The following is a 21,963-nucleotide window of genomic DNA, read 5'->3' on the forward strand; positions in this document are numbered from 1 at the left end:
TAGAAAGGATTTTGTTTTAATTAATAGTATACTTATTCAAACCTGCATAATAAATCAATCGCCAACCGCTAGATGAGTTTGCAAATCTACGGATGATGGTTAAGCCATATTTCATCTCTGTAATTCGCTCTTCAATAATGATACCTCCTAATTCTAAATACACGATGGTATTTGACTTTGAATCAAATAATTTATGAATTATCCATTGGTCAGCTGTATAATAAAATGGATTTACTTGCACATCTTCAGGATCTGCATGATCCGGAAGACCCTCTAAAGGAAAAACAATATGTTCCATTTGAAACAAGCTGTCTTCATGAAATTTAATATAAAATGTCCTAAAGGATTCCGGAAGTTGTTCAAATTGAGTTTGTCCCGCTATCGACTGTACCGGACTATCAATAGATCGAGTCGGATTGTTTTTACAGGAGAATAATAAGACTCCTGATAAAACTATGACATATAAATCAAACTTCCTGAGCAAGTGACCAGCACATGTCGGAGTATAATTGAGAATAGATTTCATAATGTGTTTCAATTTGATTATTAATCAAGCGCGCGTTTGTTTTTTGAATTCCTTCTTTTGGTTGGATTGCGTCGATTGCTATCTGTTTATTAAAATGAATCCCCTTTTGGCCGTAGGCTTTATAAACGGCTTCTTTGACGGTCCAGGCACAGGTTAAACTTTGAATTGTTTCGAACGATTTTAATGCAGCAGATTCTTGCTTGCTTAAAAATCTTTGTGCAACTCTGAATATCTTTTCTGAATAACATTGCAAATCGAATCCAATGGTTTTTTTTGATAAGGCAACGGCTGTAAAGTTTGATGAATGAGAAATAGAAATGTGTTGTTGTTTACTTTTTAGATAAATTTTCCCAGCCTCATTCTTATATAAATGACTATCAAGTATTCCGGCAACATGAAAAATCAAAAACCGGGAAGCGAGATATTCTAATCGTTTAGAAGGATGGATGGTATCCAACCAATTGATTTGTCTTTCTTCCCAAAAAACTTCATTTAAGAAAAATGTTGCAGGCTCCTCAATTTTCCAAATATAAATATCTGCTTCATTTATAGTTTTTATATGTTGAAAAATAGGCATTATGAATTCAATCAAACTTATACCGTTCCCCAACTAAATGACTTTGTATCCAATCCAATTAATTCCAATGCCCGATTGCTGACAGTAGCTGCCAGTGCATCCATGGATTCTGGTTTAGAATAAAAGGATGGAATTGCAGGACAAATCAAACCACCGGCCAAGGTAACAGATCGCATATTTTCGATATGAATTAAACTTAAGGGACTTTCTCTAAAAACAAGAACCAGTTTTTTCCTTTCTTTGAGCATCACATCTGCAGACCTGCTGATTAAATCATCAGACAATCCATTTGCAATTCTTCCAAGCTGGCCAGCAGAACAAGGACAAATAATCATTGCATCGTATTTTCCTGAACCACTTGCAAATGGTGCTGAATAATCATCATTTTCAAATCTCTGAAAAGGATATTTTCCAAGCGGATAATTTTCGTTTTCCAATTCCCAATTAAAGCTTGCATTTTTACTCAGTACCATTGAAATTTCCATTGCTGGCATTTCCATTAATTTGTCGAGCAACAATCTTGCATAAATTGAACCACTTGCTCCTCCAATTGCGACTACTAATTTCATATCAATCAATTTATAAGAATTCACCTACAACAAAAATACTTCCACTCACTACTATCAGATCCTCCTTTTTAGCATGTTTTCTTGCAGCTCGTAAAGCTTGCTTTGGCTTGCTATAACAGCTTCCGGATAAACCATACGCTTTTGCTTGTTGCTGAAGCTCCTGTTCATCCAACGCCCGTGGAATCGAAGCCTTGACAAAATAATAGGAAGCATCCTTAGGTAACTGAACAAGTACTTTATCAATTGGTTTATCCTTTACAAAACCACAAATAAAATGCAGTTTGTTGAAATGGATTCCTTCTATTTGACGAACTAAATATTTTATCCCATCTTCATTGTGGGCACTATCAACAAAAACATCCGGATTACTCGCAATTTGTTGCCATCTTCCAACCATACAAGTTAATTCACTGGTCTTCTCGATACCAATTGCAATTTTACTAGATTCCAGCTGGACAATTTTAAAAGCATTTAATACCTGACATGCTGATAATACGGTATTAATATTTTCCAATTGATAAATGCCATTCAAGGAGGGTTTGACAACCATCTCGATTCCATCTATTTCAAAGCTTATGCGATCCAGACCCTTTGGACCTTCTACGCTATGAATCGTTGTATGATCCTGAGCATAGTAAATGGGTGCATGTTGTGCTTTTGCCATGTGATTAAAAACAGGTGCTGATTCTATTTGCTTTCTGCCAATAACTACCGGTGTATCCGCTTTAATGATACCGGCTTTTTCCTGGGCTATTTTTTCAAGGCTATCTCCCAATAAGTCGCTATGGTCCCAACTGATATTTGTAATAATACTTAATAGCGGTTGTATAATATTTGTTGAATCCAAGCGTCCTCCTAAACCGGTTTCTATAACTGCAAAGTCAACTTTTTGCTTTTTAAAATAGGAAAAGGCCATTGCCACTGTCATCTCAAAAAACGAGGGGGCCACCTTATTAAACAAATCCATATTTTTTTCTACAAAATGCGTAATGTAGCTTCGCGAAATATAGCGCCCATTGATTTTAATACGCTCCCTAAAATCTTTGTAATGAGGCGATACGTATAATCCTGTTTTGTAACCATGAGCCTGCAATATAGCTGCCATCATGTGTGATACGGAACCTTTGCCATTCGTTCCTGCTATGTGAATGCATTTTAATTTTTGTTGCGGATTATCCAATGCTTCACATAAAGCCCGAATGTTGGTAAGATCTTTTTTATAGGCTGTTTTCCCTTGTCTATGAAACATAGGCAAGGCATCATACAGGTATTGAAGGGTTTCTCTATAGTTCATGAAAAGAATAAAAAAGCTTATTCGATTACCAATAATTTTTTAAATACCAATTGATTCTTTGATTCAAAACTCAATAAATACGTTCCCGGTTTTAGTTCTGGAATCCGGGTTTCACAATTGTTTTTAAATTTAATAATTTTTAGAATCCTCCCGCGATCGTCCATAAGTTTTGCAACAATTTCACCCTCCATATTCGTTTTAATAGATAGTGGATCTTGTGAATTTAATGGATTAGGAGAAATTTCGATTAAGGTCTGACTTACATTTCGCACCGGATTTTTAACACCGACTACTATAGTATCTCCTGCAGTTTTAGAGATGAGCAATTGGCTGCTTTCCTGCACTTTTGTTTTAGTAAATTGAGCAGATGCGTTTGGGCCAGACTGCAAACTACTTCCATTAATTGCAAGTACCCAACTTGCGGTATCTTCATTAGGACCTCGTTTAAATAAATTTAATTCGTTTGCCTGTGTTTGTGCCCGAACCAGACCAATATTATCAAAACTCAAGATTTTGAATGGGGTGTGAGAAAGATTTGATCCATAATTATGAAGGATCCAGTATGAATTACTTACCGGTCTATTGTCAGGATTAAAGTTTGTTGGAGGAATGTAATTGATACGGCTTACACACAATTCTCCATTAGGAAATACGCCGCTGTCTTCTGTTTCTATTGTAAGACCTGTGAGTCCAAACGGATAAATTCCTTTAGTCCGAATGTCCATTCGCAAACTGGTACCCGGACCAATTGGGGCTGTTGATGGAATTAAAACTGCATTGCCTCCCAGGGATCCGTGAAATGAATTTTCTTTATCTAAAATTTTTACAGGACCTTCATTGAATTGAAAATAACTTAGCAATCCAGGATTCGCAGTATGGGTTCTGCTTAAGTGCATGATTTCACGAATCTCAGAAATGCTTAAACTCCTATTATACACACATACTTCGTCTATTTCACCGATAAAAAAACGATTCCCACCATTCAGATCTGCTCCAATAGTAATCGGACTATCAAAGTTGGAAGGATCGAATACACCTGATTGGGTATAAGCAACTCCATCTTTGTAAATCGTAAGTGAATTTGGTGTAACTACCAAAGCTAAATGTGTCCAAACCCCAGGAATTAATCGAGCTTTTGAAACCCAGTTGTATCCATTATCATTCCAATGGTATCGAAGGTCTCCATTGGTTAATACACTTAAACCAGATGTTGAGCTACCACCCCGCATAAATAAAATTCCAGCAAAATCTCGTTGTGTTGCAGTTGATTTAACCCATGCCATCATGGTAAACGTATTGGATTTAATTCCAAAAGCAGGTATTTGTGCATATGCATTTGATCCATTTAAGGAAAGTGCATTCCCCGGCAAACTGTCTTTTTCGCATTCATTGTTTACCCTTACATACATGGTATCTTTAAAGTTGCCAGAAGGTGTATTTAAATTCATAATAATTTGCTTAACACCTACTGATTTGAAAATTACTTTAGGCGTTCTTGTATTTTGTCCTGTCAGATATTGTGCATCTGCAATGTTCCAGGTCCAACTTGCACCGGTATGATTCACATTAGAATAATCATCAAAATAAAATGTATCCCGAATGCAAAATGATTCTAATTTATTTGCCATGGCTTGTGGAATCACAGTGGAATTTTCATAGAGATCCGTTTCCCAAACACCAAATCCCCAACAACCATTTCTGATTTTTCCATCTCTGTAAAAGGGTTTCAATCGATTTGTTTCTGCACTTACAGGCAAACCGTCTGAATAGGCTTCCCATTCCGTCATGAGATCATTTCTATAATAGACCCCGCGTTTTGTTCCAAGATAAACGCCTCCTTGCGTACCCTGTTGATGTAATATATCCGAAATGGTAACATTATCCAATTTCGAAGTTGTCAAATTGATCCAGGATAATCCTCCGTCAATGGTTTTATAAATTTTCTTACCATTTGAACCATAAGTAAGTGCTACCCATAATTCATTTGGATTGCTTGCACTTAAACTCATTTTAACCCGGTCGTTATTATTAGGTAACGGAAGCGGAGTTAATTTTTTCCAGGACATCCCTCCATCTGAACTTCTCCACATGGAATCATCTGTTCCATCCCATTGCGAACAATAAATAATATCAGGATTACTTCTTGAAACCTCGATTTCAAAAACCGTGTTTGTAGTATTTCCCGGAAACGTATATAACAACTGGAAGGTTGCTCCACCATCTGTGCTTTTCCAGATTTTGTTTTCTCTTCCTAAGTAAATAATATTCCAACATTGTGGATGCCAGGTCATTTGGCTATTTGCGTAATAGGCATACGATTCATTAGGAAAAAGGCCAACCGGAAAATAACTAACTCCATTTTGTAAACCTGACTTCAGGGCATATCCTCCGATATCAGAAAAATAAGTTTTACGCCCCGGTCCCGGATTTACATAACCGGTAGCAGCTTCTGCTCCACCCATACGGTAATAGGTATTTGCTGGAAAGGATTCATGCCAAGCCATATTTCCATTGTGGTATCTTCCTCCAACTAAAATATCTTCATTCCAACCGGAATCAAAACCCCAAAGGTCAGCACCTGAAATTCCATCCATTCGCGCTTCACTGGTAAGTCCAAAATCTTTTGAATAATTGATACCACCATCACTTCCAATCCATAAATCAGAACCGCGTGCTGCTAAACACTGAATGTCCGGATGACTCCATGGTAAATTGCCAACATAGCCTCCAAGACTATTCCAGCTTGCTCCGCCATCAGTACTTTTAAACCAAGAAGTACCTCCTGCAATTAATTCATTTTCGTTTTTTGGATTTACAACAATCGCCATGTCATAAAATCCTTGATTGAATCCAGTAGTTCCATTATTGGCCATCAAATTGGTATGGGTTGGAATGGTATAGGTCCCACCTACCATTCCCAAAGGATTTGTATTGGTCCAAATGAGTCCGTCGTCTGAACTAACAAAAACACCTACATAGCCATTTAATGTACCACCGGTACCACATAAATAAACGTAGATTTTTTTTGCGTTGCTTGGACATTGTGCAATGTGTGCACCGGTAACGGATTCTCCTCCACCTGGGTTGGACCAAATTGGAGAAACGCTGGTCCAACTTTGACCTTCATTGGTGGATTTCATAAAATCGGATAGTGCACCATTTAAACGAACACAAAAACTTGTAGTGGGTGCATTCAATTTAAATTTTACGGTCCAACATTCTTCTGTAAATGCTTTTTTCCAATTTAATCCGCCATTGACAGACTGCAGCATTCCTTTGTTGCTTGCAGCTAATATAATTTGTCCATTTGTTGGTTTGATCGCGAGATCATTGACCCATAAGCCACTTTCTGAATAGACCGTTGACCAGGTTTTTCCGCCATCATTTGTTTTAATAATTTTCCCGCTGGTTGCAGCGAATACGGTATCAGGATTTTTAGGATGTATTCGAACAGCTCCAAATGCATCGTGTAAGATATTGGAAGTCGTCAATTGCCAGTTTTTCCCAAGATCGGTTGTTTTCCAAAGTCCACCACTTTCTCCTCCTGCATACAAAATTGTAGAGTCGCTTGGAGCAATATCCATTGAATAGACATTTGTTTGCCAGGTTACTTTTGTAATTCCATCTGTATGATAAGTTTTTGAAGGACCTACAAATTTCCAATTGGCTGCAGGTGCTCTATGAATGGTATTGTTTTTTCGAAGTTGCAATCGAATGCTTTCTTCAGTAAGTGTTTCATGGGGTGTTGGGATGTAAATGTTTCCATTGGAATCCATAAACTTTTGTGCCCAATGCATCCACAATTTGTAATATTGTGTGTAGGAGTTTTTAACAAATTCACGGTCTTTATAATATTCCGTATATGCTTTTTCAACTAAAAAAACATTTGGCAAGGGTCTAAAAATCAAATGAATGAATTCCGGAGCGTTGGAATCAAAGTATATGCGTCCGGGCTGTTCCTGAGCAAAGCTCAGATTCACCAATACAGACAATGTAAAAGTGAGAAAGATATTTTTTAACATAATTCAATATTAATACCTAAAATTAGTCCATTCCTGGTAGAAATTGCTAAATTCTTCTGACCAGTTTTCGCTTACAAGTGAATTGCGCTTATTTTGTTCTAAATAGTTTAAAAAATCTCCTTGTGAAATGACAGAAGCGCCCATGCGTTTCATGTGATCTGATTCCTGCTGGCAATCAATCCAGTCAAATTTTTTTACACTTAAAAAGTTTGCCAAATTTATCATAGCAAGTTTTGAAGTGTTCGAAATTTTAGAGAACATCGATTCTCCGCAAAACAATTTTCCAATAGCCAATCCATAGATGCCTCCTACAAGTTCTTCTGATTTCCATACTTCTATGGAATGCGCAATTCCCATTTGATGCAAATTAATATAAGCCTGTATCATTTCTTCATGAATCCAGCTTTCATTTTGACCCTGACGCATTATTGCCCCACAATTCCGCATTACTTGTTCAAAATCTTTATCCGCAGTCACAGAAAATGATTTGTTGTTTAATACGCGATGCATACTTTTTGAAACATGAATCTGTTTGGGGTCTAACATCAACCTTGGACTTAAGCTCCACCACATGATGGGTTCGCCTAAATTATACCAGGGAAAAATTCCATTTTGATAAGCTAGAATGATTCGTTCGGAACTTAGACTGCCCCCTATGGCAAGCAAGCCGTGTCGATCTGCTTGAGAAGGATGGGGAAAGTAGAGCGGAAATTCCGGTAAAAAGGCAACCGGCAAGATTAATTATACTTTGATGGATTCTATAACTGCAGAAAGGCCCCGATCACACAAAGCATCTTTCATAGGTCTTAAGATATTAAAACTATCTGTTTTAACGATTGCTTTTCCTTTAAAATGAACTATCATAGATAATTGTTCAGCTTGCTCAAAGGTATGTTTACAAATATCCATCAAACTTTCAATTACCCAATCAAATGTATTTACGTCATCATTATAAACAATCAATTCAGAAAGACTTCCCAATTGATCTTCAACCATTACATCTTCTTCGATAGCTTCCCAGGTTCCCGGATTATTTTGCATCATAAGCAGGATATTAATTGAGATTTTTTAATACATGATTTATCGCCTCGAAATTAGGTAAATTTCCTGGATTATCCAAAATTTCCATATATCGAAGATGTCCTTCTTTGTCAAGAACAAAAGCTGAACGTTTTGCAACACCCCGTAGTCCCAAATTCCAAACTTCATCGATACAGTCATAGGCTTTACAAACAATTTTATTAAAATCTGAAAGCAAGGGATATGGAATTTTGTTTACTTCTTTAAATTTAGCCAAGGTGTAAGGAGAATCCACAGATATCCCTAAAATTTGGGCATCCAATGATTCGTATAGGGTTATATCATCCCTCATTTGACACATTTCTTGAGTACAGGTACCAGTAAATGCAAATGGGAAAAACAAAAGCAATACATTGTGTCCTTGAAAATCAGCCAATCGGATTTCTGTTTTATCTGACGAAATCAAGGTAAATCCGGGGGCTTTTTCACCTAAATGCAAACTGCTCATGAATAAAAATTTAAGGGCACAAAATTAGATATTTGTTTCAATTTTCATAATCTAAAATGGATAGTGTAAAAAAGTCGTTTTTCCTCCTCCATCTGGCCATTTTTTTGTTCGGATTCACAGGTATTTTAGGTAAAATGATTCTTTTACCTGCATTAGTCCTTGTTTGGTGGCGTTCGTTACTTACCTGGGTCTTGATGTTGCCAAAAATGTACCGTGCTAAAGGTTTTCAAAAAATGGATTCCAAAACCTTCAAACGATTCATGTGGATTGGTTTATTAGTAGGACTGCATTGGATTTGCTTTTATGGATCGATAAAATTGGCAAATTCTTCAGTCGCCATGATTTGTTTAGCTTTTATTCCATTATCAACTGCATTTTTTGAAGCCCTATTCCAAAAGAAAAAAATCAAAACCCTGGATATAGGAACCGGACTCATAATACTTCCCGGCATGTGGCTTATCCTTCAAAATATTGACTTTTCCTATCGATTGGGATTTGGTGTTGGGATTTTGGCGGCTGTCTTTTCTGCCGCATTTGCCACTCTAAATAAGAAATATATTAAAACTTCTGATGAAATTCTAATAAGTTGGATTGAACTTTTCTCAGTTTGGTGCTTAATGAGCATTCTAATGCCCGTTGTTTATTTATTTGACCCGAATTTTAAATTTTTTCCCAGTGGAAGTGATTGGTTCTATTTATTATTTCTTTCCTATTTCTGCACAGTTGTTGCCTATGTTTTTGTAATCAGGTCCTTACAAAACCTAAGTGCATTTACAGCCATGCTTGCATTTAATATGGAGCCTGTTTATGGGATTATTTTGGCCATAGCTGTTTTAAATGAGCACCGGCAATTAAACCTGCCATTTTATATTGGTGTATTTATTATTTTGACCAGCGTTTTGTTACATCCGTATCTTGAAAAAAAATTTGATCGTTTTAAAACAAATTAATTATTCTAATTGTCTTGTAGAATACGATTCGTTTTTTACATTTACGGATTGAAACAATAATTTATGCCATTCCTGTTACCAGAATTACCTTATCCGCACCAAGCACTTGAGCCGCATATTGATACAAGAACCATGGAAATTCATCATGGGAAGCATCATGCAGCTTATACCAATAACCTCAATGCTGCAATAAAGGATAAGCCACAGGAAAACCAAAGTATTGAGGAAATTTTACAAAACCTGGACATGAGCAATATGCCCCTTCGAAATAATGGAGGTGGTTATTACAATCATTGTATGTTTTGGGAAATGATGTCTCCACATGGAGGGGGTAATCCAAACGGTTCGCTCAGTGAAGCAATTATTCGTGATTTTACTTCAATTGAAGCTTTCAAAGAAAAATTTGCACAAGCTGCCATTGGCAGATTTGGTTCGGGATGGGCATGGCTGTGTGTACACCCTGGTGGTAAACTTGAAATTTGTTCCACCCCAAATCAGGATAATCCTCTAATGCCAAATACCGGTTGTGGTGGAATGCCAGTTATTGGATTGGATGTATGGGAACATGCATATTATTTATTATATCAAAACCGTCGTCCGGATTACATTTCTGGATTTTTTAATGTTATCAATTGGGAGTACGCAGAAAAACGCTACAATCAGTTTAAGTAAATTTCTATTATTTTCTAATTAAATGAATCAACAGCCAATAATTGAATTGTGCTGTGCTAACATTCATTCAGTGGTATTGGCACATGCATTTGATGCCGATGCAATCGAACTATGCTGTGATCTGGATCATGGCGGATTAACCCCGAGTCATGCACTTATTCAAAAAGCACGAGCTATTTTTAAAAAAGAAATGGCCGTATTTTTCAGACCTCGCAATGGAAACTTTGTGTACGATGAACTAGAAAAAGAACTCATCTTAAAAGATATTGAATGGGCTATTTCAGAAGGAATTGATACCGTGGTTGCAGGAGGAATGACGGTAGAAGCATCCATTGATGAACCCTTTTCCACTCAACTTCGCAAATGCAGCAATCTAAAAAAACTTAGTTTTCATCGGGCTATCGATATTTGTAAAAATCCTGAATCTCAAATTCAACGCCTTATTGATTTGAAATTTGATAGAATATTAACTTCCGGATGTGCCTCAAATGCCGTGGAAGGAATTGCTACATTAACAAAATGGAATCAAAAATTTGGCACTCAGATAGAATTTATGGCAGCCGGAGGCATTGATCACACCAATGCACGTTTTATACTGCAAGAAAGTGGGTTGAATCGATTTCATGCATCGTTACGGATCAATCAATTTAGTGAAAAGACCATTATGAATCTTGGGAATGAAGAACGGGCTGATCCTGAAAAAGTAAAAAAGCTATTTGAAGTATTTGGAAGATTAAAATAAATTAAAATTTATGCCCAACATAAATGCTGTTTGGTAAAATCCAAAATGTTGCTTTGCCTGAAAACCATCTGAAATTAGTATATCATTCAGTATAATTTCACCAAAACGATTTTGAAACATAAGAAACACATGATTTGCCGCTTGAAATCGGACATTTAATATTCCACTGATTCCAAATCCTGCTGTATGAAAAATATTAACCCCTTCGATATCAAACACATCGACATCACTCCTCGGATACAACATTCCAATCGATAAACCGGTAACTAATCCTAAAGATTGCGAATGATTTTTTCGATGCCAACATTCTAAATAATATTCTCCATCCATAGAAATATAGTTAAGTCCATTGGTATGTTCAAATCTTAGAAATGGTGAATCAATTTTAATATACTCATCTAAATAAACACCCGCATACTTGACTTGATTCGTGGTTGGAGAAATGCTCCCATTAATTTTTACTTGTTGCTTTTGTGTTACTACATACTTCATGTGATCCATGCCAAAGCTAATCCCAAATCGATCACTCAACATGTATCCAGCCCGTACATTAAATTGAGGAATGGTGATGTTATATACATAGTTCTTTAATCCGAATCCTGATTGACGGTCATTGGCACGAACCGCTGAAAGGGTAAAATGACAAGTTGATGAATTGAATTTAATATCACTTTTGGTATACCATTCTCGGTTGTAACCCCAATAAAGATAAATGCTTCCCTTGTGTAGTGAAGGTAATCCCAGGTTTTGATTTCCTATCTTAATATCTGCACCAGATGCTTGTGAAATGCATAAAAGTGGACTGCCTAGAAGACTAATAAATAATAGAATCGCTTTCATAATTTGAACTGTGAAGGTAATAAAAAGAAGTAAATAAGATTTAGATGATCTAAAATAATGACCAAAGTTAAATCGGGTAGCAACCAAAAGACCAAACTTTAATATTCAACTCAAATTTTAGTTTAAACCCAAAGCTTGAGGTGAATAATAAAAGCAATTGTCTGCTTATTATTTCGCAGTACTGGCAACTAAATTCTTGCTAAAAAATGCAATTTGCTTTTCATATGCAGCCTTCCAATAAGGAATGCTATGATCCCCTTTACTTTCAACGTAACGATGTGGGATTTTTAATTCTTCCAATTTCTTATGAAACTTTCGATTGACTTCCAAAAAAAAATCCTCTGTTCCACAATCTATATAGAGTTTTTGATTCTTGAAAGCTTGTTGATTCAAAAGTGATAAGCAACTGGATTGTTCCCAGCGGGTTTTGTTTTTTATAGGATCTCCTAATAGTTGGTATAAATTCCATTCTCTGTAAAAAGGAATTAAATCCAAACCTCCACTGCTACTTCCAATACAACTGAATTGACCGGGATGCTTGAGTGCCAAATATATTGCGCCGTGTCCGCCCATACTGATTCCACTAATTCCTCTTGATGCTCTGTCTTTTAAACTTCTGTAACACTGATCGATAAACTTTGGAACTTCGAGGGCCATATAGGTTTCAAATTTACGATCTGCTTTGTTGGGACCATCCAAATACCAACTGTCATAATCTCCGTCCGGACATACCAAAATCATTTGATATTGATCTGCCCATTCTCGAATTTTAGGAATTACAAAAAACCAACTGGAAGGATCGCTGCTGTGACCATGCAACAAATAAAGAACTGGATACGATTTACTATTCTGCTCATAATTGGAAGGAAGAAAAACCAAGGCATTAAAGGATTTGTTCATCGTGGCACTTGGGATGGCTATGGTATCTACTTTCCCTCCAAACAACCGGACATAACAGAGACTTATAAAGAAAATGCATTTAAATAAAGATCGTTTTAACCGGTAAAGCATCATTGCGTAAAAATAAGCTTTGATCTCATATTAATTTCCCTTTTATCTTTAGGACTTCTATGCATAAAAGGCATCTGGATTCTATTGACATGTTAAGGGGCATTGTAGCATTGCTTGTGTGCCTCTACCATTTTACAGAAGGTTTTCTACCTGTTGAAAGCAGTTTTCGGTATTTGTTTTCCAGGGGTTATCTAGGGGTCGAGATCTTTTTTGTCATTTCAGGTTTTGTCATCCCGTACACCATGTACAAAAGTCATTATGATTTACGTCAATCCGGAAAATTTATGTTAAAAAGACTCGCTCGTATCGAGCCACCTTATTGGTGTAGTATTATTTTGATTTTTATAATAGACTATTTTTCTACTTTCTTTAAACATTATGAAGATAAAGTTATAACTGTTGATTACAAAGATCTTTTCTATCATTTGTTACACATCAATGATTTTGTAAATCAAGCCTGGATGAAAGGAATCTATTGGAGCCTGGCCATTGAGATCCAATATTATTTATTAATGGCTTTGATTTTTCCCTTGCTTTTATTTAATAACAAATGGATCAGTTATTCTGTATTGCTGATATTTTGTCTCGGTCGTTGGTTAGAATGGAATCATACTGTTTTTTATTACGGTTGTCACTTTGCATTTGGCATTATCCTGTTTAATGCACATATCGGAACCATCACTTCTAAACATTTTTGGATTGCAATCGCCTTATTATTTATTCTAACGTATTGGTGTTTTGATATCTATCATTTATCGGCAGTTGTTTTTGCTGTATTTTTTATCAAGTTTTTTAGTTTGTCTATACAACCCCTTAAATTTCTTGGAAAAATATCGTATTCCTTCTATTTAATCCATCTGCAGATTGGTTGGTCTATGATTGATGCATGTTTGAGAACCTATCCCAATGAAAATCGCATCCAACTGATACTACTTGCGATACCTTGTGTAGTTATCGCTTCCTATTTCTTTTTTGTTTTAATTGAAAAACCAAGTCATTTGTTGGCAAGAAAATTTAGTTGAAGGATGAGAGGAAGGGCTGGAAGGAGGGCTTGAGGGAAGGCTGATAGACTGTTAGACTGTTGGGCTGTTGGGCTGAAGGGAGGGCTGACTGACCACTGACTACTAATTCCTGACTACTGATTTTGGGGGCTGTTGGGATGTTAGGTTATTTTTTACTGTGATATTCTTCGACTAATTTTTTAACGGTAGCCATTTCTTTCATCATGCTGCGAGCTTCTTCACAGGGAGTGCCAAAATAGGTTTTACCGCTTTCTAAATTCTTTCCAACTCCGGAACGTGCCAATAAAACTACTTTGTCGCCGATTTCAATATTTTGGGCGATGCCAACTTGACCATAGATCGTGACTTGATTTCCTATTTTTGTTTTACCTGCAATTCCAACCTGTGCAGCGATCAGGCATTGTTTACCGATAACAACACCATGCCCTACATGGACCTGACAATCTATTTTAGTTTCTTCTCCAATGATGGTATCCCCTGAGACTCCTTTATTTATAGTACAACCAGCACCAATATCTGCCTGATCGTGGATAATGACTCTTCCACAAGATCTCCATTTGCGGTATCCCTGAGCTGTCTTTTTAAAGTAAAAAGCATCTGTACCTATTAGAGTACCTGATTGAATGGTTACATGGTTGCCAATTACTGTGTATTCACCCAAAACCGCATTGCTTTGAATATAACTGTGGGCTCCTATCACTACATGATGACCTATAACAACTTGCGATTCAATGATCGCTGTAGGATGAATAAAGGCGGTTTCAGCAATAGCTTGATTTTGAATTTTAAAAGGCCTATGCTCTAAAACCAATTGATTGTATATCTCAAATGGTTCTGGAGTTATCAATAAAGTTTTACCATCAGGACAATCCGTTTCTTTATTAATTAAAATAACTGTTGCATCTGAATTTATCGATTTTGAATAATATTTCTCCACATCAACAAAAGTCAAATCACCCGAGATCACTTTATGGATTTCATTGATCCCATAAATTAATTGATCCGGATTTCCGATTAACTTCATATTAAATCGGTCTGCCAGTTGTTTTACAGGAATTGGATTGCTTAATTTCATACTAATTTTTAATGTGCTTCCAACCAATTTAAACCAGAATCAATTCCAACTTCAATTGGAACTTTTAAATTTGGAATTGCGTGACGCATTTCATAGCTCACCAATTCCTTAATCGTATCCAACTCTATTTTTGGTACATCAAACACCAATTCGTCATGCACCTGTAAAATCATTTTTGAGTTTAAATGTTCTTTATGCAAGCGTTTGTGAATATTGACCATTGCAATTTTTATCATATCGGCAGCAGTCCCCTGGATGGGCGTGTTGATCGCAACACGCTCTGCGTTCGTGCGCGCCAATGCATTTTTGGAATTAATGTCACGCAAGACCCGTTTACGCCCCAATAAGGTTTTAACATATCCATTTGCCCGCGCATTTTCAACGACGTTGGCCATATAGGATTTTAGGTCTTTATAGGTACTAAAATATTGATCAATCAAGATTTTAGCATCCCCTCTGGAAATTCCCAATTGCCTGGAAATATTGGTGGATCCGGCACCGTATAAAATTGAAAAATTTACGGTCTTAGCATTTCTTCGTTGATCGCTTGTAACTTCTTCATAAGGTACATTATAAACTTTTGCAGCAGTGGCCCGGTGAATATCCTGCCCTTTTATAAAAGCATCCAACATCATTTCTTCCTGGGCTATTTCTGCAATCAGTCTCAATTCAATTTGAGAATAGTCGGCTGATACCAACACATGGCTCTCATCTCTTGGTACAAAAGCTTTACGAATTTCCCGACCCGCTTCATCCTTGATTGGAATATTCTGCAAATTCGGATTTTCAGATGCAAGTCGACCTGTTGCTGCACGTGCCTGATTAAATGAACTATGAACCCGACCTGTTTTAGGATTAATCATTAAAGGCAAGGCATCAACATAGGTAGATTTTAATTTGGAAAGTTTACGATGGTTTAATATATCATTTACAATCTCAAAATCTTCTGAAAGTTCGGTTAACTTTTCTTCATCGGTTGAATATTGATTGGTACTTGTTTTTTTCCACTTGTATGGAATATTCAGTTTATCAAATAAAATTTCTCCTACTTGTTTAGGACTTGCAATATTAAAATGAGTGCCTGCTTTCTTGTAGATTAATTTTTCAGCATCTATAATCTGAGCTTCCAGTACTTTACTGTAATCATTTAAAAACTTACCATCAATTTTAACTCCTTCGTATTCAATTTCGCACAACACGGAAACCAGTGGTAATTCGATATCATGAATTAGATTTTCAAGATTCTCTTTGACAATATCCTCTTTTAATATTTTATATATCTGCAAGGTCATGTCTGCATCTTCGGCAGCGTATTCCTTAATTTTTTCTAATGGCACATCGCGCATACTCCCTTGACCGGATCCCTTTTTACCAATTAATTCTTCGATGGCAACCATTTTATAATTGAGATAAGCCTCAGCTAAATAGTCCAACTTGTGCCTGTGATCCGGTTCCAATAAATAATGGGCTATCATGGTATCAAATTCCGGAGCTGGCATTTCAACTCCATACCAGCGCATCATCAACATATCGTATTTGATATTCTGGCCTACAAATTTTTTAGTTTTATCTTCTAATAAGGGTTTAAATTTTTTAACCAAAGCATTCGCATGATTTGCATCATCCGGAACAGGAACATAATATGCATCTGTTGCTTTTATACAAAAAGACATTCCCACTAATTCTGCCTGATTGGCATCAATTCCAGTAGTTTCTGTATCAAATGAAATGATCTCGGCCTTATTTAATAAAGCAAGCAATTCTTCAATTTGTTGATCTGACTGAACTAAATGATATGTGTGATTTGTATTTGAAATATCATGATCTGCTACTTTGTATTCTTTTTCTGGTACTTCACTTTTCTGTTCAGGAGATTCACCAAATAAACTGGATTGAACCGGTTCTGTTGTTCCTAAAATTGTTTGCGCAAGGGTACGAAATTCCAATTGACGAAATAATTCAGCCAATCTGGTTTTATCAAATCCCTCAACTCGATACATTTTTTCATCAAACTGGATTGGCGCATGGATATCAATGGTTGCCAGTTTCTTGCTTAGCAAGGCTAAATCAGCATGTTCATTTACTTTTTCTTTTAGTTTACCTGCCAATTGATCTTTATGTTGGATTAAATTTTCAATCGTGTCGTATTCTTCTAATAATTTAACCGCAGTTTTTTCACCAACTCCAGGAATTCCCGGAATGTTATCAACTGCATCCCCCATCAATCCCAATAAATCAATCACCTGATCCACCCGTTGAATACCCCACGAACTAGTAATTTCTTTCGGACCTAAAATATCAACCCCATTGCCTTGCCGCGAAGGTTTATACATGAAGATTTGTTCCTCAACCAATTGACCGTAATCCTTATCCGGAGTAACCATATAAACTGTAAAGCCTTCTCTGGCTGCTTGTTTCGCAATAGTTCCTATGATATCATCTGCCTCAAATGCTTCTACAGTAATAATTGGAATGTTGAACGCTTTCACCAATTCTTCGATGTAAGGAAATGCTTTCGTGATATCTTCAGGTTGTGCTTCACGATTTGCTTTGTATGCTGGAAATTCTTTATGGCGAAAGGTAGGTCCTGATAAATCAAATGCAACTGCGAGATGTGTTGGTTTCTCATTTTGAATGATATCCCACAGGGTTCTGGTAAAACCGGAAATTGCCGAAGTGTTTAGACCTTTTGAGTTGATCAAGGGCCTTGTTATAAATGCATAATGGGCTCTATAAACCAATGCGTGGCCATCCAATAAAAATAATTTTTTCATAGTCATTACAAGGGTGAAGATAGAGAGATTATAACGATTATAAAATTTGGAAAAAAATGCAATAATCTTAAAAGAAATTATGGGCAATTAAACTAAAGAAGCATTCTGCTGGTCCTTTCGGACCATAATTAAAAGACTCAATTTCTACCTAATAAACAGATTTACAAGCATTCATACTAAAATAAATTCGATAATGTAAATTTTGTTGGAACCAGTTTAAATTTATTATTATCTTAATAGCGAATTTGTGTCCGGATTCTGATAGCCGGACCTACTTTGAATACGATCCGTTTTTATCAAGCTTCCTCCTCGATTTCTCATTTTAAAATTGATATATGGAATTAATTACAATGGGTATGGGCTGGATACCGGATCGCCCAGATTGCCGTGACTTTACTCCGGAAACACCTCTGGTTGTTGACCAACTAAAAAATGTCCATGGTTTACATTTGAGTAAACGTAGCAAAAAGACAGAAAAGCCATTAAAGGTACCTGTCTCAATTGATCTAAGTTCCTATTGTTCGCCAATAGAAGACCAAAAAAGTCTGGGAGCCTGCACTGCGCATGCCGCTATTGGTTTGTTAGAATATTTCGAACAGCGTGCCTATGGAAAATACATTGACGGCAGTCGGTTGTTTTTATATAAAGTTTCAAGGAAATTGCTGATGTGGACTGGTGATACGGGTGCGTATTTACGAACCGCCATGCAAGCACTTGCTGCATTTGGTACGCCTCCTGAAAAATATTATCCCTATATAATTTCAAAATTTGAAGAAGAACCTTCTGCCTTTTGTTATTCGTTTGCTCAAAGTTATAAAGGCTTAAAATATTACAGGTTGGATTCTGGAAATACAACTCCAACAGCAGCGATTGCCAATATGAAAAAAAATATGGCCGCTGGATTGCCCAGCATGTTTGGATTCACCTGTTACCAAAGTGCATTAGACCAGTCAAACACAAATGGTGGTGCCATTCCTTATCCAAAAAATACCGATACCGTGGTAGGGGGTCATGCAGTAATTGCAATTGGATATGATGATAAAAAAGTAATTGTCAATAAAGATGATAATTCCAAAACCACCGGAGCATTTATGATTCGAAATTCATGGGGAACTGAATGGGGTAAAGATGGTTATGGCTGGTTACCATATAAATATTTTGAAAATAGACTGGCGGAAGATATTTGGTCTTTAGTAAAAGCAGGATGGTTTGACACAGGAGCTTTTTAATAAGGAGTTATGGATTCACATATTGGATACAACCCACGATTTTTAGGAAGAGCGTATTATCTACCGCTTCCAAAATTATCTGCCAGCCAAAAACAGGATTTGATCAAATATGAAGGCAAGAAATACAAATTAGATTACATTCATTACAGTGTTGTGATGTGTAAAAGCAGACGACTTGCATATTATACTGCTGTAAATATTGACGGATCTTGTTGGCAAAACAATTCCAGAGAAGGATCCTGGAAAGAGGAAAAAAGAATTGCAAATTATGAACAACTTGGCAATAAGCTGTATCGTGCAGATCAAAGTAAATTTGACAAAGGGCATTTGGTTCGAAGAGAAGATCCGGAATGGGGAGATAAGGAAATCAGTTTGAAAGCAGGTGCACAAACATTTATTTTTACCAATTGTGCACCCCAACACGAAAAATTAAACAGGGATATCTGGGCCGACCTTGAGGCAAATATTTTACATGCAGGTGCAGATACATTGAATGTAAAAGTGTGCGTATTTACGGGACCTGTATTGGCACCCACTGATGGAAGTTTTGTTACACCACTTGAAAATCAATACATACAAATACCAAATTTATTTTGGAAGGTGGTTGTATGGAAAAAATCAGATAATAAATCATACGCAGTTGGCTTTATACAAAGTCAGGAATCCTTTTTAATTGAGGATGGTATTATACGAAAACCACTAACTGTCAATTCGAAATTGCTTTGTAAAATGACAGACGATGATTTTTTTGAACACATTCGATTTAAAGATGGTCAAACCTATCAAGTTCGATTGGAAGAAATAGAAAAGTTGAGTGGTTTAAAATTTGACTGGAAACATGTAAAAAGACCCTTTAATCAAAACCCAATGGCAATTCGTGGAATCAAGAGATCTTCACCATCAAATGATATGCCTGCTAAAATTTTAAGACAAGATCCAAAATCAAAGGATGTATGTGTTGTAAGATGGAATCCTGTGTACCAGCTGGAAGGATTGGTTATATAGTTGTTAGTTGATAGGTGTTAGTTGATAGTTGATAGTTGTTAGTTGATCGTTGCTAGTTGATAGGTGGTAGGTGTTTTAATGTTTCAAGAAAGAACTCATTAGTCATTGAACATTGCGCATTGAATATTGAGCATTATTTCTCCGAAGCATGATTTTTAATGTTCAATGAGCAATGCTCAATTTGCAATGTTCAATTGAAAATACAATTTATTTGTCCTCAATTCGTGTTGCATTCGTGCATTCGTGGCAATTCTTCCTTCTTCAATTCGTGCTCAATTCGTGCTCCATTCGTGCATTCGTGGCAAATCTCCATTGGTATTGAGCATTATTTCTTCGAAGAATGATTTTTAATGTTCAATGAGCAATGCTCAATTTGCAATGTTCAATGGAAAAGAAAATTTATTCGTTCTCCATTCGTGCTCCATTCGTGCATTCGTGGCAATTCTTTTTTCCTTCAATTCGTCCTTAATTCGTGCATTCGTGGCAATTCTTCTTTCTTCAATTCGTCTTCAATTCGTGCTCCTTTCGTGCATTCGTGGCAATTCTCCATTGGTATTGAGCATTATTTCTTCGAAGCATGATTTTTAATGTTCAATGAGCAATGCTCAATTTGCAATGTTCAATTGAAGATTTAATTGAGCTGTGTTCAAAGATTTTTCAAAAAAAATAAGGGCTGCCAGTATGACAGCCCTTAAAGCCAATTACGTATAAAAATTTTTATCGTTTCCAGGGCAGTTGAAGAACGCGCCTTGCTGTTAAAATTCCACAAAAATTACCGCCATCGTAATCCATTCGATAATGAACGCCAAGCGGCAAGCGACTAAATGCATTTTCATTTGCAAGATCACGCAAACTGTTGTAGGCTCGAGGATGCCCATTGAAATCTGTTCGTTGCTGATGGCAGTAATCTGTAAATGGGTAACTACCGCCAACAAAGGCTTCCAGAATACCTACTCCTGAAAAAGCAAAGGTAGAGTGACCTGAAGGATAGGCAGGGAATGGAGGAGTAAAACCTAACCATGGGATGGTAAAATTGGGATCAATTTCTCTTTGGATATAGGTTATTGGACGTTCAACATTGTACTTATATTTATTGTACCAACAAATAACAGCAGCATCACTTAAAGCCATACCGATCTGCGCATACAATAAACAGGTTTGTTCTAAATTGAAATCCTCTTCATTGACAATTTGATCGGCAATTGCTTCCAGTCTAGCCGGTGGACTAAAAGTCCAACCTACCCGATCATCGCTCCAAAATTCAGCCATATGTTCCATGTCCCCTTTAGGCTCCTTGCGAGCAAGATTGGTGACAACGTAGGTTTCATATGCTTGGGCGTAAATGACAGAATTTGTATCTGAATTGCATGTATATGGTGAAACCAATGCATCCAAGTCACCCGTTGTTACAGCAAATCGTCTCACCTTTCCCCATTGCGAAAACAACCCGCGATCTGCTACTTTAATTGGATCAGTTGGAACCCATTCGCATCCTTGTGCATTGACCGGAACAGGAAATGGATTGAGATGGGCATTGTGACCTACCGGATCAGAAATTGAAAACCTCCAGATAGCAGTTGCTACTTCGCGGCCGTGTGCTTCTGAATCATTCAATAATACTTCAGTTGCCGTATTTCTATATTTTGCCCGAAGTTCTTTTTCCTTATTGACAATCAAATTTAAAAATTCTTGCTTATTGAGGACATTACCGTTCTTATCCTTAAACGTAACATCTTCAAAAAATTTGGTCATCAGGTAGCCATAGGATGCATTGATTACTTCCGGCCAATATAAGTTCCTTTTAATAGCCGGCATATCTGAAATACCTAATCTAAATTGTAAAGATTGGTATTCAGGCATACCGCCTAAACTTGCTTCATAAGCGCTTAATCCCAAATAAGCCAGTGCTCTTGGAGCCGGTCCAGGTCTAAAAAAAGAAGCATAACGATCCAGTTCTAAAAATACATTGACCCATTCGTGATACACCGAATTGTCCTGAGATTTCATTAGATCATCAGAACCTGCAGTGTTTTCCGATTTATTACAGGACATCGTTGCTCCCACTAAAAAAACGATGACCAAAAACAGTAAACGTGTCGAGATTTTCATAGTAAACTAATTTAATAT

Annotated in this window: 19 protein-coding genes; 6 read left to right on the top strand and 13 right to left on the bottom strand. The window is 36.7% G+C overall.

The genetic code is table 11. From position 1 onward, the window contains the following. Nucleotides 1-16: 16 nt before the first annotated feature. From IPJ80_03005 to IPJ80_03040, 8 genes are read right to left on the bottom strand one after another with little or no spacing between them, the layout of a single operon-like run. On the bottom strand, nt 17-526 hold the full coding sequence (locus IPJ80_03005) for a hypothetical protein (protein ID MBK7912451.1): 510 nt from the start codon (nt 524-526) through the stop codon (nt 17-19). Further along, nucleotides 468-1,103: a 4'-phosphopantetheinyl transferase superfamily protein gene (locus IPJ80_03010; GenBank protein MBK7912452.1), complete on the bottom strand. Its 636-nt coding sequence runs from the start codon at nt 1,101-1,103 to the stop codon at nt 468-470. Before IPJ80_03010 ends, IPJ80_03005 begins: the two co-directional genes overlap by 59 nt. Nucleotides 1,104-1,120: 17 nt before the next feature. Continuing rightward, nucleotides 1,121-1,681, bottom strand: coding sequence for a UbiX family flavin prenyltransferase (locus IPJ80_03015; GenBank protein ID MBK7912453.1), 561 nt, complete (start codon nt 1,679-1,681; stop codon nt 1,121-1,123). 1 nt (nt 1,682) lies between these two features. Next, nucleotides 1,683-2,966, bottom strand: coding sequence for a bifunctional folylpolyglutamate synthase/dihydrofolate synthase (locus tag IPJ80_03020; protein ID MBK7912454.1), 1,284 nt, complete (start codon nt 2,964-2,966; stop codon nt 1,683-1,685). A gap of 17 nt (nt 2,967-2,983) precedes the next feature. Next, complete coding sequence (locus tag IPJ80_03025) at nt 2,984-6,988, bottom strand: T9SS type A sorting domain-containing protein (protein MBK7912455.1); 4,005 nt, start codon at nt 6,986-6,988, stop codon at nt 2,984-2,986. A 9-nt stretch (nt 6,989-6,997) separates the two neighbouring features. Continuing rightward, nucleotides 6,998-7,723, bottom strand: a complete 726-nt coding sequence (locus IPJ80_03030) for a leucyl/phenylalanyl-tRNA--protein transferase (GenBank protein MBK7912456.1) — start codon at nt 7,721-7,723, stop codon at nt 6,998-7,000. A gap of 6 nt (nt 7,724-7,729) precedes the next feature. Then, entirely contained in the window at nt 7,730-8,032 is a 303-nt protein-coding gene (locus IPJ80_03035; GenBank protein MBK7912457.1) for an ATP-dependent Clp protease adaptor ClpS, read from the bottom strand. A gap of 10 nt (nt 8,033-8,042) precedes the next feature. Next, nucleotides 8,043-8,516, bottom strand: a complete 474-nt coding sequence (locus IPJ80_03040; GenBank protein MBK7912458.1) for a redoxin domain-containing protein — start codon at nt 8,514-8,516, stop codon at nt 8,043-8,045. Between the two features lie 56 nt (nt 8,517-8,572). Between IPJ80_03040 and IPJ80_03045 the strand changes: the two genes are divergently transcribed. The 3 genes from IPJ80_03045 (at nt 8,573) to IPJ80_03055 (ending at nt 10,880) form a co-directional block, all read left to right on the top strand. After that, nucleotides 8,573-9,466 (top strand): DMT family transporter, encoded by an 894-nt coding sequence (locus tag IPJ80_03045; GenBank protein MBK7912459.1) that lies wholly within the window; start codon nt 8,573-8,575, stop codon nt 9,464-9,466. Between the two features lie 63 nt (nt 9,467-9,529). Further along, nucleotides 9,530-10,138 carry a superoxide dismutase gene (locus IPJ80_03050; protein ID MBK7912460.1) on the top strand — a complete coding sequence of 203 codons (609 nt, stop codon included), beginning with the start codon at nt 9,530-9,532 and terminating at the stop codon, nt 10,136-10,138. A gap of 22 nt (nt 10,139-10,160) precedes the next feature. Further along, nucleotides 10,161-10,880: a hypothetical protein gene (locus IPJ80_03055; protein ID MBK7912461.1), complete on the top strand. Its 720-nt coding sequence runs from the start codon at nt 10,161-10,163 to the stop codon at nt 10,878-10,880. Here the strand turns inward: IPJ80_03055 and IPJ80_03060 are convergent. Then, entirely contained in the window at nt 10,872-11,720 is an 849-nt protein-coding gene (locus tag IPJ80_03060; GenBank protein ID MBK7912462.1) for a hypothetical protein, read from the bottom strand. The two genes, IPJ80_03055 and IPJ80_03060, sit on opposite strands and share 9 nt — an antisense overlap. Before the next feature lie 168 nt (nt 11,721-11,888). Continuing rightward, nucleotides 11,889-12,734: an esterase family protein gene (locus IPJ80_03065; protein ID MBK7912463.1), complete on the bottom strand. Its 846-nt coding sequence runs from the start codon at nt 12,732-12,734 to the stop codon at nt 11,889-11,891. 56 nt (nt 12,735-12,790) lie between these two features. Here IPJ80_03065 and IPJ80_03070 point away from each other — a divergent pair, with 56 nt between their 5' ends. After that, nucleotides 12,791-13,753: an acyltransferase gene (locus IPJ80_03070; protein MBK7912464.1), complete on the top strand. Its 963-nt coding sequence runs from the start codon at nt 12,791-12,793 to the stop codon at nt 13,751-13,753. 145 nt (nt 13,754-13,898) lie between these two features. On the opposite strand, the gene IPJ80_03075 is transcribed toward IPJ80_03070, so the two are convergent. Both IPJ80_03075 and polA read right to left on the bottom strand, forming a co-directional pair. Further along, nucleotides 13,899-14,828: a UDP-3-O-(3-hydroxymyristoyl)glucosamine N-acyltransferase gene (locus IPJ80_03075; protein ID MBK7912465.1), complete on the bottom strand. Its 930-nt coding sequence runs from the start codon at nt 14,826-14,828 to the stop codon at nt 13,899-13,901. An 8-nt stretch (nt 14,829-14,836) separates the two neighbouring features. Beyond that, nucleotides 14,837-17,608 carry a DNA polymerase I gene (gene polA / locus IPJ80_03080; GenBank protein ID MBK7912466.1) on the bottom strand — a complete coding sequence of 924 codons (2,772 nt, stop codon included), beginning with the start codon at nt 17,606-17,608 and terminating at the stop codon, nt 14,837-14,839. A gap of 329 nt (nt 17,609-17,937) precedes the next feature. On the opposite strand from polA, the gene IPJ80_03085 reads away from it, so the two are divergent. Continuing rightward, entirely contained in the window at nt 17,938-18,831 is an 894-nt protein-coding gene (locus tag IPJ80_03085; protein MBK7912467.1) for a cysteine protease, read from the top strand. A 9-nt stretch (nt 18,832-18,840) separates the two neighbouring features. Beyond that, on the top strand, nt 18,841-19,836 hold the full coding sequence (locus IPJ80_03090) for a DNA/RNA non-specific endonuclease (protein MBK7912468.1): 996 nt from the start codon (nt 18,841-18,843) through the stop codon (nt 19,834-19,836). 717 nt (nt 19,837-20,553) lie between these two features. Here the strand turns inward: IPJ80_03090 and IPJ80_03095 are convergent. Next, nucleotides 20,554-21,945 carry a vanadium-dependent haloperoxidase gene (locus IPJ80_03095; protein MBK7912469.1) on the bottom strand — a complete coding sequence of 464 codons (1,392 nt, stop codon included), beginning with the start codon at nt 21,943-21,945 and terminating at the stop codon, nt 20,554-20,556. Between the last annotated feature and the right edge of the window lie 18 nt (nt 21,946-21,963).

It is taken from the genome of Saprospiraceae bacterium (genome assembly GCA_016714025.1).
In the GTDB taxonomy this organism is placed as follows: Bacteria; Bacteroidota; Bacteroidia; order Chitinophagales; family Saprospiraceae; genus Vicinibacter.